General features: G+C 64.6%; 14 protein-coding genes. 10 read left to right on the top strand and 4 right to left on the bottom strand.

Features of this window, described 5'->3' with window-relative positions; genetic code table 11:
- Window positions 1–309 precede the first annotated feature (309 nt).
- Entirely contained in the window at window positions 310–690 is a 381-nt protein-coding gene (locus A5697_RS25630) for a hypothetical protein (RefSeq protein ID WP_197501116.1), read from the top strand.
- A 9-nt stretch (window positions 691–699) separates the two neighbouring features.
- Here A5697_RS25630 and A5697_RS25625 read toward each other — a convergent pair whose 3' ends face one another.
- Window positions 700–1,302 (bottom strand): TetR/AcrR family transcriptional regulator, encoded by a 603-nt coding sequence (locus A5697_RS25625; protein ID WP_067944311.1) that lies wholly within the window; start codon window positions 1,300–1,302, stop codon window positions 700–702.
- Between the two features lie 100 nt (window positions 1,303–1,402).
- Between A5697_RS25625 and A5697_RS25620 the strand changes: the two genes are divergently transcribed.
- Genes A5697_RS25620 through A5697_RS25605 form a run of 4 tightly spaced genes read left to right on the top strand, consistent with a single transcriptional unit; the run spans window position 1,403 to window position 3,910 of the window.
- On the top strand, window positions 1,403–2,188 hold the full coding sequence (locus A5697_RS25620; RefSeq protein ID WP_067944329.1) for a hypothetical protein: 786 nt from the start codon (window positions 1,403–1,405) through the stop codon (window positions 2,186–2,188).
- A gap of 5 nt (window positions 2,189–2,193) precedes the next feature.
- Window positions 2,194–3,021, top strand: a complete 828-nt coding sequence (locus A5697_RS25615) for a hypothetical protein (protein ID WP_068012565.1) — start codon at window positions 2,194–2,196, stop codon at window positions 3,019–3,021.
- A complete protein-coding gene (locus A5697_RS25610) occupies window positions 3,021–3,617 on the top strand; it encodes a cytochrome c oxidase subunit 3 family protein (RefSeq protein WP_068012563.1) in 597 nt (198 codons plus the stop codon). The genes A5697_RS25615 and A5697_RS25610 overlap by 1 nt, the downstream gene beginning before the upstream one ends.
- Window positions 3,617–3,910: a cytochrome C oxidase subunit IV family protein gene (locus A5697_RS25605; RefSeq protein ID WP_068012564.1), complete on the top strand. Its 294-nt coding sequence runs from the start codon at window positions 3,617–3,619 to the stop codon at window positions 3,908–3,910. The genes A5697_RS25610 and A5697_RS25605 overlap by 1 nt, the downstream gene beginning before the upstream one ends.
- Window position 3,911: 1 nt before the next feature.
- Here the strand turns inward: A5697_RS25605 and A5697_RS25600 are convergent, their stop codons facing one another.
- A complete protein-coding gene (locus tag A5697_RS25600; protein ID WP_068012562.1) occupies window positions 3,912–5,207 on the bottom strand; it encodes a cytochrome P450 in 1,296 nt (431 codons plus the stop codon).
- A gap of 195 nt (window positions 5,208–5,402) precedes the next feature.
- Here A5697_RS25600 and A5697_RS25595 point away from each other — a divergent pair, with 195 nt between their 5' ends.
- Window positions 5,403–6,104, top strand: coding sequence for a TetR/AcrR family transcriptional regulator (locus A5697_RS25595; protein WP_067944306.1), 702 nt, complete (start codon window positions 5,403–5,405; stop codon window positions 6,102–6,104).
- On the opposite strand, the gene A5697_RS25590 is transcribed toward A5697_RS25595, so the two are convergent.
- Window positions 6,020–6,343 (bottom strand): hypothetical protein, encoded by a 324-nt coding sequence (locus A5697_RS25590; protein ID WP_082953596.1) that lies wholly within the window; start codon window positions 6,341–6,343, stop codon window positions 6,020–6,022. The genes A5697_RS25595 and A5697_RS25590 overlap by 85 nt on opposite strands.
- Window positions 6,344–6,444: 101 nt before the next feature.
- Window positions 6,445–7,191 (bottom strand): enoyl-CoA hydratase/isomerase family protein, encoded by a 747-nt coding sequence (locus tag A5697_RS25585; RefSeq protein WP_067944302.1) that lies wholly within the window; start codon window positions 7,189–7,191, stop codon window positions 6,445–6,447.
- Window positions 7,192–7,298: 107 nt separating this feature from the next.
- Here A5697_RS25585 and A5697_RS25580 point away from each other — a divergent pair, with 107 nt between their 5' ends.
- The 4 genes from A5697_RS25580 to A5697_RS25565 form a co-directional block, all read left to right on the top strand.
- Window positions 7,299–7,721, top strand: coding sequence for a lipoprotein LpqH (locus A5697_RS25580; RefSeq protein WP_067944301.1), 423 nt, complete (start codon window positions 7,299–7,301; stop codon window positions 7,719–7,721).
- 83 nt (window positions 7,722–7,804) lie between these two features.
- Complete coding sequence (locus A5697_RS25575) at window positions 7,805–8,995, top strand: amidohydrolase family protein (RefSeq protein WP_067944300.1); 1,191 nt, start codon at window positions 7,805–7,807, stop codon at window positions 8,993–8,995.
- 41 nt (window positions 8,996–9,036) lie between these two features.
- Window positions 9,037–10,440, top strand: a complete 1,404-nt coding sequence (locus A5697_RS25570) for a FadD3 family acyl-CoA ligase (protein ID WP_068012561.1) — start codon at window positions 9,037–9,039, stop codon at window positions 10,438–10,440.
- Window positions 10,437–10,923 (top strand): fatty-acid--CoA ligase (locus A5697_RS25565; RefSeq protein ID WP_067944322.1); only part of this gene is annotated, 487 nt, incomplete at its 3' end. The genes A5697_RS25570 and A5697_RS25565, both read left to right, overlap by 4 nt.

Here is a 10,923-nt window from a genome sequence, read left to right as displayed (position 1 = left end):
ATCGACACCTGAGCGCGACTGTGTTTCGTCGGGATCGGTGACGTCCGCCGGGTCATCGAACTGGTCGGCGTCGGGCCCCTCCGGATCGTGCACGGAGAAGCAGCTTATCACTTCGGCCCGGCCTCAACCGTGGCATCGGCCGCCGCCTTGGTGCCCCCCACATGCGGAAATGCGCGGTCGTCGCGGGGCGGGACGGCACCCCGCCGCGGTGGCCCGGCGCCGACGCCGTTCGGTCCGGGTGATCTTCTCCAAGGAGGAGAATTTTCTTTTCAGGTGTGGCAAAGTAATCGGGTGCGATTCATCGTGGCGATGGCTGCCGCGTTGCTCGGCGCCGGTGTGCTGGCGGCGCCGTCGTCGGCCGGGCCGACCGTTTGTGACTACCCCGCCTGCACCCCGGGCATCATGCCGCATCAGGTTTTGGGCGCGCCCTGTGACAACACCACCTACTACGCGTTCGGTGTAACCGACGGTTACGTTTCGTTCGCCTCGGAGCCCGGACGTCTGATGTTCTGCGGCTCGCCGAGGAGATACCAGCCGCGTTGGTTCCGGTCACCTCCGATGGCGGGAGTCAAGGACGAAGGCGCCGACTGCCAGAATTACCAGAACTACGTCGCGCAAGCGCCCGATGGCCTGTTCCTGATCTGTTTTGCCCACGACGGCGTTATGACCTGGGTCCGCGCCGACACCTAGCCGCTCTGGTCAGCCTTGGGGTCCCCGGGGCAGACCTAGCAGGCGCCGGCTCAAGTCGGTAACCCTGGCGAGCAAAGTGCCGTCGTCGATGTCTTCCACCAGCGGATGCATGACGGCGGTGGCGAGCGCGCCGGAGAACATGGCGGCCTCGATCCGCCCGTCCAGGCCCGCATCGCTCAGCAGCACCCGGTACAGGCGATTCATGAAAAATTGAAACGGCTTGTGCTCGGCCAGCAATCGAACGACCACAGGATCGAATTGCAGCGTGCGCACCAACCGGCGATCGCGAACGGCCATCTCAATCACGCGTACCAACAACGCATCTCGTGCTTGAGGCCCGTCGCCGTATGCCTCGGCCTCCTCGAGTGCCGGCTCGAGCCGGCCGAGCTCGCGCTCGGTCACGGCGATGACGATTTGCTCTTTGGTCCGGAATTGGTGGTAGACAGCGGCTTTCGTTATACCGACGGAGTCCGCGATCATCTGTAACGACGTACCGCTGACACCGTGCGTGGCGAACAGATCCAACGCGGCGTCGAGTACTCGCGTCCGGGCCGCGCTGTGCTCGATCAGCCCGAATTGTCCACCGGTGACCGGTTGGCGTGCTGTTCCCACCCACTGAGACTAGACGACGATATTGACTCCAAGCTAGCCGATCGGCTAGCTTCGGCTGACTAGCCGGGTGGTGACGGATCTCGTGCGGGAGGGAGCGCTGATGTCCGACGTCGACGGTGGCGATGCACGAGGCCAGGGGCTGACGCGGCCCGCGCCGCGCCGGACCGACGGCGAGCTGATCCTGCTCTGGACGCTGCCGATGGCGCTGCTGCTATGGGTCGCCTCGTTCCTTCTGTTTCCGGGCTTCAACCCGCCGATGTCGCCCACGATGCCGGCGGACCAGGTTGCCGCTTTCTATCGCGATCCGGCACACCTCCCGGAGATCCGGTACAGCATGATTCTGTTCAACTGGTTTGGCGTGTGCCTGGTGCCGATTCTGGCTCTCATCGTCTTGCAGATCCGCCGAATGGCTCATCGCACACCGATCTTCTCCTACGCGATGCTGGGCTGCGTGGCAGGCGGCCCGACTCTTTTCCTCGTTGCGAACGTCTGCTGGTTGCTGGCCGCCTTCCGCCCGGAACGCAGCCCGGAGCTGACCCAGCTGCTCAACGATTTCGGTTGGATGACCTTCACCATCCTGGTCCCGTTCTTGATCGGGCAAAGCGTAATCCTGTCCCTCGCAATCTATTTCGACGATCAACCGCGCCCGGTCTTCAACCGTTGGGTGGCCCATTTCAACCTCCTGGTGGCGGTCGCACTGGTGCCCGCGGCCTTCGTCGGTATCTCACTGACCGGCCCGCTGGCCTGGGACGGCTTCCTGTCCTTCTGGGTGAAAAACGTTGCCATTGCCGTCTGGATCGTCGTGATGGGCGTGGTGTTGGGACAAGCCATCTATCGGGAACGCGCCGAGAACCGAGGGCAGCCGGGCGAACTGGTCACCGCGTGAGCGGCGTGACCGCGGCGCCGAAGTCCCTGGCGACGCCGCCCCAGGGCCCACCGCATCAACGAATCGCATGGCATCTGCGGCACAATCCCAAGCGCGAGCTCTGGTTGGCGTGGTGGACGATGATCGTGTTCTACAACGTCTTCTTCCCGATGTTCTTCGTCGTGGCGCAAGTCCAGCCGCCGCCGCAGCCCACCTGGGACCTCGCGACGCAGGTCCACTGGTTCTCTGAACGCCACTTAGGCATACCTTTTGGCTTCGGTGTCATCTTCGCCATCAGCGGGATGATCGCGATCAACAATGCCCTCATCGCGTACTCGATGCGACGCATGTCCGTCAGCCGCGCGTTCGGCTATTCGTATCTGATCATCTATTCGCTCAGTGCGGTTCCCGGGATGCTGCTGCTCTGCATCGCGCTGATCGTCGGGACCCTGCGACCGGAACGTGACCCCGAAGCGATCGGATGGCTCTACGACTTCGCCTTCTTGTCGTTCGACGGGACGATGGGAGTGTTCCTGATCGGCTCGCTGATCTGGATGGTCGCGATTCTGCTCGACAAGAATCGGGTGTTCCCTAAGTGGTTTGGCTATCTCAATCTGTGCAACGCCCTGACCGAGGTTGTCGTGTCACCGTGCTGGATCTTCCAGCGGGGGGTGTTGGCCTGGAACGGTCAGATCGCTTGGTGGTTGGACATGGTCGTGTTCGGCGTCTACCAGGTGACTTTCATCGTCATGCTCTTTCAAATGATTCGCCGTGAGGACTTCGGCACCGGGCCGCTGCCCGAGCTGCCGCGTAAATGGAAAGCCGGGCACGCCGATGTCAGGGCCGCGGCCTGATGGCTGAGCTCAGCGAAGCGCCCCAAAGTGCCCGATTCGTGCCGGGGCAACCCGACATGTGGGCGTTCGTGTTGTTCGAGACGCTGGTTTTCACAGGGTATTTCGGCTTTTACCTGTTCTACCGCGCCCGAAGTCCCGAGCTCTTCCTGCACGCGCAGGCCCACCTCGACCTACGTGTCGGGGTTGTCAACACCCTGGTTCTGCTGCTGAGCTCCTGGTCGGTGGCGCGTTGTGTCCAGTCGGCGCGGGCCGGTGCCTACCGCGCGGCGCTGCGCGAGGTGTTCATCACGGCCGCATTCGCAGCGATTTTCCTCTTCTTCAAGGTCTTCGAGTGGGCCCGCTTGGTGCGCACGGGAAATGGATTGAACAGCAACGACTTCTTCACCTACTACTTCTTTCTCACCGGCATCCACTTCGTGCACCTGCTGATCGGCTTCGTCGCCCTCGGCGTCATCGTCTACCAACTTCGCGAAAAGACCCGAAAGGCGCACGAAGCAAACGAATCGCAGCAGCTCGTCGAAACCTGCGCGACCTATTGGCACACCGTTGATTTCCTCTGGGTGCTGATTTTTGCGCTGCTCTACGTGGTGAGGTGATCGGAATCAAGTTCAACAAACGACTGCTGATGGTATGGACGATCCTGGCGGCCCTCACCCTTGGCTACCTGTGGATAGACCACTCCGCGGGAGGCCGGGCCGGCACGCTGAAGTCAAGTGCAATGGTCACGTCGAGCGTCATAGTGATCGCACTTGTCAAGGTGCGCATCATCTTTCGTGAGTTCATGGAGGTCCGAAACGCTCCGGTGCTGCTGTGCCGGCTTACCGACGCGTGGGTGGTGCTGATGGCCGCCGCCCTGCTCGGCTGCTACTTCGTCGGCATGACGCTTTGACTCAGCCCACGGACGCGATCGCGTCCGCGGTGGTGAATTTCAGGTGCAGGTCGCTCAGGCCCCGCAAGATGTAGGTCGGCTCGTAGGTGTAGCGACGATCGGCGGCCGGCCCGTGATGGACCTCGTTGATTTCGATGTGCGGCATCCGGTCCAGGATCCGTTCGATCGAGACACGCCCCTCCACGCGGGCGAGCGGCCCACCGGGACACGAGTGCACGCCCCGCGCAAACGCCATGTGTTCGCGAACGTTCTTGCGGCGCAAGTCGAACTCGTGCGGGTTGTCGAACCGGCGGGGGTCGCGGTTGGCGGCGCCCGGTAGCACCATCACCACGGTGCCGGCGGGGATCTCGACACCGCCGACGCTCGTTGCCCGGCGGGCCAGACGCGAATCGCTCTTGACGGGGCTGTCCATGCGCAGCGATTCCTCGATGAACGCGGGGATCAGGCTGCGGTCCTCGCGCACCTGTTGCTGGATGTCGGGGCGATCGCCGAGCACCTGCAGGGCGGCGCTGAGCAGCTTGGCGGTGGTCTCCTGTCCGGCGGCGAAGAGGAACGTTGCCGAGCGGACCACCTCGATCACCGGTGGCGTCGAGCCGTCCGGATACTTCGCTTCCGCCAGGAAGGTCAGCACGTCGCCGCGGGGCGAGCGCCGCCGATCCTCGATGTAGTTGCAGAACTTGTCGTCGAGCCACTCCAGTGGGTTGATACCGACCGACTCGTGATCCAACGCGCCCACCCGCGCTTCGGGGCGATCGGCGCCCAGGACCTTGCGAAACTCCTTGTGATCCTCTTCCGGCACGCCAAGTAGGTCGGCAATCACCAAGGTGGCGAAGGGCTTTGAGTACTCGGCGATGAACTCGCACTCGCCGTTGCGCAGGAACTCGTCTAGCTGGCGGTCGGCGAGCCGCCACATGAACTCCTCGTTTTGCTTCAGCCGGCTTGGAGTCAGCAGCTTGGCCAGCACGGAGCGGGCCTTGGTGTGCTCCGGCGGATCCATGGTGACCATGTGCTCGAACATCGGAAAAGAGCTGCGGTGCGCATCGATCTGGGGACCGATGTCGTCGCCTTCGGGCGTGAAGGGCAGCGGCGGGAACGGTCCGCCGAGGGCGACGATGTTGGAGAACGTCTCCGGATCCTTGTAAACCTCGCAGGCTTCGTCGTAACCGGTGACCGCGACGACGCCGTAGTGCGGCAGCCGCAGCACCGGGTTCTGACCGCGCAGGTAGTCGAAGTAAGGGTGCGGATCTGGGACCAGGGACGGATCGGTGAAGAAGTCGATCGACTCATAGTCACTCATCGGATTGCGTCTCCCCTGGGCTGGATTACCGGCGGTGTACGGCGGCAGGTTTGGCGCCGCCCGATTTCGAGAACCGAAATTGTGCTGAGCACCTGCTTAGCATGACGGTAATGTCAGGGTCAAGATCGAGGGCGCCGCACCGCGATACGATCCGTGGGGTCGATACGGGGATGGCACACACTACGGAGCGGGGACATGACATCGGCTCGCAGGATTGGAGCGCCGGACGCGAAGAATCGCGGCCTGCTGCTCGACGCGGCCGAACAGCTGATGCTGGAAGAGGGCTACGCCGCCGTCACGTCGCGTCGCCTCGCCGGCAAGGCCGGGCTGAAGCCCCAGTTGGTGCACTACTACTTCCGCACCATGGAGGACCTGTTCCTCGAAGTCTTCCGGCGCCGCGCCGAGGAAGGCCTGCGGTTTCAGGCCGCAGCGCTGCAGTCGCCGCAGCCGTTGTGGGCGCTGTGGAGATTCGGCACCGATCCGGGGTTCACCCGCATCTCCATGGAATTCATGGCGCTGGCGAACCATCGCAAGGAGATGCGAGCCGAAATCGCTTACTACGCCGAGCGTTTCCGTGACGAACAGCGCGAAGCGGTGGCGGCCGCGCTGCAACGCTACGGCGAGGACACCTCCGAGATGCCGCCGGTGGTCTGGACGGTGCTGATGACCAGCCTGTCGCGGATGCTGGTGCTCGAGCAGGCGATCGGCATGTCCGGCGGGCACGCCGAAACCATGGCGCTGGTCGAGAGCCACCTGCGCCGCCTGGAAGGCGAGCCGCAACCCATCCCCGGTATGCCGCGTGCCTGGGTGGTTCACCAGTTGCGCAGCGAACAGAGCACGCCCTTGGGGCCGTCCTTGGATACCACGACGGACCCGTCGACCGCCAAGTCGCAGTGAAGCCCAGGCGTGCCGGGCTCGGTGCCCGTGCTCGCCACGACCATCGCGTAATCATTGGGGTCCGACATGTCCAGATCGAAGCTCCACGGTTTGCCCGGGGCCAGGTCGACATCGACATGCGGTGTGAACGAGTAGGGGTTGTGGCTGTAATCGGAGAACTTCTCCGGCTGGTGGTCCAGGTAGTAAATGTCGGTGTAGATGGGATTCTGCGCGGTGACCGTGTAGGTGACGTGATGCATGACCGGGTCGGCATGGGCGTGGCCGGCGCTCACGAGTGAACCGGTCGCACCCGCCAGCGCTGCCGACAAAGACAGTGCGCACACGCCCAACCGTCTGACCGTCATTTCGCTCCTCCGGCCGCCCGTCGCGCACTCGTCGTGCGGTTCATCACCCGCTCTGCGGCCCGCCAGTGTGCGTCGGCAACCCACAGCCGTGCGAAGGATGCTATCGCTTCGTCCGCCGAAACTCCGCTGATCACGCGCTTTATCTCGGTTGCGGGGTGGCGGGCCAGCGACCTCGCGATGGACTGCCATCCTTCGTCGAAGGACGCGCGGGGGAACACCCGGTCCACCAAGCCGATTCGCTCGGCCTCGTCCGCGGTGAGGGCGGTGCCGGTGCCGGCCAACAACAGCGCCCGGCTCTTTCCGACCAGCTCCGCCAGCCGCTCGGCGCCGCCCCAGGCCGGCATGATCTCGAGGTCCACCTGATTGAAGGCGATCTTGATGTCGTCGGCCGCCAGCCGGATGTCGGCGGCGACGGCAACCTCGGCGCCGCCGCCGAAGGCGTGGCCGTTCAGCGCGGCGATCACCGGGGCCGGGAAGCTGGCCAGTTGGTCACAAATCGCGCGCATCCGCTTGGCCATTGCCGCGGCATCCTCTTCGGTCCGCAGAGCGCGCAGCTCTTTGAGGTCGCCGCCGGATACAAAAGCCCGATCACCGGCCCCCTTGATCACCAGGGTCTTGGCGCCCGCCGCGGCGTCGAGCGCCTTCTCCAGCTGCTGCATGGTGTCCAGCGCGATGGCATTGCGCGCGTGCGGGCGATCGATGGTCAGCACCGCTAACCCGTCATCGATCTCCAGGTCCACCATGCGTGATCGCTCCTTGGAAAGACAGACGGGATTGGCATTCTCTCGGTGCGAGAATAACATCGTCGCCGCAGGCCGAAGAGCTATCGTCAGCGAAGACAGGGGCGCCCATGCGGGATCGAATTGCGGCAATGCTCGCGGCGTCACTGGGGGTCACCATGCTCGGCGCATGCACCCCGCGGCCGCCGACCCAAATCTCCAGCACCGCCTCCGTGACCGTCAATGGGACCGACACGAAGTTCAACGTCGTCAAATGCGGTCAGCGGGAGTGGACCCGGACGATCGACATCGGCGGCGACTTCTCCGGAGCAAATGTCGTGATCGACGAGCGAGCCGACCCGGTTTCCGCCGAGTCGGTCCACATCCGCAATCTGGGCAACTTCACCGGCATGTACTCGCGCGGGGGCGAAGGTGACGCGGACATGAGTCTGAACGGCGGCAGGTTCACCATCACCGGCACCGCACACGGCTCCAAGGCCGACAAACCCAGCGAACCCACCACGGCCACCTTCAAAATCGTCATCGCTTGCTGATCCGCCCCTGGCGATCCACGGGGTGCGTTGCGGTTCGACACCTGCAGAGAATACAATTCTCAAAAATTGCGAAGGAGGATTTCATGGGCCAGTTGTCGCACAGGGTGGACGTCCCGTTCCCGATCTTTGACGCCGATAACCATCTCTACGAGCCGCCGGAGGCGCTGACCAAGTTCCTGCCCAAGGAGTACAAGGACTACGTCCAGTACGTGCAGATCAACGGTCGCACCAAGATCGCCATCCGCGGCCAGATCAGCAACTACATTCCCAACCCGACCTTCGAGGTCGTCGCCAGGCCCGGGGCCTGGGAGGAGTACTTCAAGTACGGCAACCCCGAGGGCAAGAGCAAGCGCGAGCTGTTCGGCGAGCCGATGCGCGCGATCCCGGCGTTCTTCGAACCCGGCCCACGCCTGGAGACGATGAACGAGCTGGGCCTGGACAAGACCCTGATGTTCCCGACCTTGGCCAGCCTCCTGGAGGAGCGGCTGCGTGACGACCCGGTAGCCATCCACGTCCTGATCCATGCGCTGAACGAGTGGCTGGACGAGGTCTGGGGCTTCAACTACCAGAACCGCATCTTCACCACCCCGGTCATCACCCTGCCCATCGTCGAAAAGGCGATCGAGGAGCTGGAGTGGGCGGTCAAGCGTGGCGCCCGCGCCATCCTGGTCCGCCCGGCGCCGGTCCCCGGTTTCCGCGGTCCGCGGTCGTTCGCGGTACCCGAGTTCGACCCGTTCTGGGAGCGGGTCGTCGAGCACGACGTGCTGGTGGGCATGCACTCCAGCGACAGCGGCTACTCGCGGTACACCTCCGAGTGGGACGGCGCCGAGCAGGAGATGCTGCCGTTCCAGACCAACGCGATGGGCATCCTCAACGAGTGGCGGCCCATCCAGGACGCGGTGGGCTCGTGGGTCATCCACGGCGCGCTGTATCGCCACCCGAAGCTGAAGGTCGCGATCGTCGAGGCCGGTTCGAAGTGGATGACCCCGCTGCTGGACGGCCTCGCCGAGGTCTTCCGCAAGGCCCCGGAAGCGTTCCCCAGCGACCCGGTCGAGATGGTGAAGAGTCGGATTCACGTCAGCCCGTTCTTCGAGGACGGCATCGACGACCTGGTCAACCTCGTCGGTGTGGATCAGGTGCTCTACGGCTCGGACTGGCCGCACCCGGAGGGGCTGGCGGAGCCGACCTATTACATCGAGGCGTTGTCGCACCTGTCGACCGACGACCAGGCGAAGATCATGGGCGGCAACCTCGCTCGGCTCGTCACGGTGTGACAGACCGGCCAATCGGACCTGACTGGCAGACCATCCCCGAGATGGTCTTGAGCGCGGCGGACCGCTTCGGCGACGCGGAAGCGATCGTGGACGGTCCGCTGCGCTTCACCTTCTCCGAAGTGGTGGCGCGAATCCGTTGCGCCGCAGGTGCCTTCGCTGAGCTCGGGATCGGAAAGGGTGATCGGGTCGCCATCTGGGCGCCCAACTCGGCGGAGTGGATAATCGCGGCCTTCGGACTGCTCACCGCAGGCGGCGTGCTGGTTCCGGTCAACACCCGGTTCAAGGCCGACGAAGCCGGCGACATCATCACCCGCAGCAAGGCAAAGGCCGTCCTGGTCCAGAAGGGCTTTCTCGGGCAGGATTACACCGCGCCCGCCGGGATACCGGCCATCGATCTGAAATCCGGCTTTCTCTCCGGCGGCTCCCCGTTCGAATGCGCGGTGGGTGGCACCGACATTGCCGACGTCATCTTCACCTCGGGCACGACCGGCCGCCCGAAGGGCGCGATGATGAACCATCGCCAGACGCTGCGGATGTACGAGGAGTGGGCGACGCTCGCGGATCTGCGCCCGGGTGACCGCTATTTGCAGATCAACCCGTATTTCCACACGTTCGGCCTGAAAGCGGGGCTGATCACGTCGTTTCTCCGCGGTGCGACCATGCTGCCCGTCGCGGTTTTCGACGTCGACACGGTGGTGAATCTCGTTGAGCGCGAACGTGTCACGATGCTGCCCGGTCCGCCGACGCTGTACCACTCGTTGCTGACGGTCGGCGACAAGTCCAAGCTCTCGACGCTGCGGGCGGGCGTGACCGGCGCGGCCGACATCCCCGTGGAACTGGTCCGTCGCATCCACGGCGAATTGCCCTTCCAGACGTTGATGACCGGGTACGGACTGACCGAGGCGGGCAACGTCACCCTGTCTAGGCCCGGCGATTCGTTCGAGGACGTGGCCACCACCGCGGGGCTGCCGTGCGAGGGGGTAGAGGTGCGCATCGCCGGGGACGGCGAAGTGCTGGTCCGCGGCTACGGCGTCATGCAGGGATACCTGGACGACCCGGAGGGCACCGCCGCGGCGATCGACACGGACGGTTGGTTGCACACGGGCGATCTGGGCCGCCTCGACGCGTCGGGCCGGCTCCGGATCAATGGCCGCAAGAAGGACATGTTCATCGTGGGCGGGTTCAACGCCTACCCGGCGGAGATCGAGGGCTACCTACTGGAGCATCCGGCGGTGGCGCAAGCCGCGGTCGTCGGTGTCCCCGATGACCGGCTCGGCCAGGTGGGCAAGGCCTTCGTGGTAACGAAAACGCAGGTGTCCGAGGATGACCTGCTGATATGGTGCCGAGAGCGGATGGCTGGATTCAAAGCGCCGAGATCCATCCAGTTTCTCGACGAGCTGCCGCTCAATGCCACCGGGAAAGTGATGAAGGATCAACTCCGTTGAGTGACGGCGACATTCATTCGATGGTGATCGCGTCGGACTACCGCGTTCCGGATCCCAGCCGGGTATGGCCTCTGCTCGAGCGCAGGAAAGCCGCCCTGGCCGACATCGGCGCCCACCACGTCCTGGTCTACACCTCGACGCACGACTACGGCCGCGTGCTGGTGATGATCGGAGTCCACAGCCGCGAGCCGATTGTGGAGCTGCTGCGCTCGCGGGTCTTCTTCGACTGGTTCGACGCGGCAGGCGTCGACGACATCCCGGCGGTCTTCGCCGGCGAGATCGTCGACAGGTTCGTCCGGGCGCCGGCCGCGACGCCCGAGGCACCCGGCGTCGTGGTCGCCACCATCGCCTCCGTGCACGACGTGTCCGCGCTGGCCGCCGAAGTCGCTTCGGCCACCGACAGATTCGTCGCGGCCGGCATCCGCAAGACCTGGATCTTCCAGGCCTTCGACGATGAGCACGAGGTGCTGATCATGTCGGAGC

It is taken from the genome of Mycobacterium sp. E3251, assembly GCF_001666835.1.
GTDB lineage: Bacteria > Actinomycetota > Actinomycetes > Mycobacteriales > Mycobacteriaceae > Mycobacterium.
The sequence above is the reverse complement of the archived record's forward strand: the minus strand, read 5'-3'. Positions and strand labels throughout refer to the sequence as shown.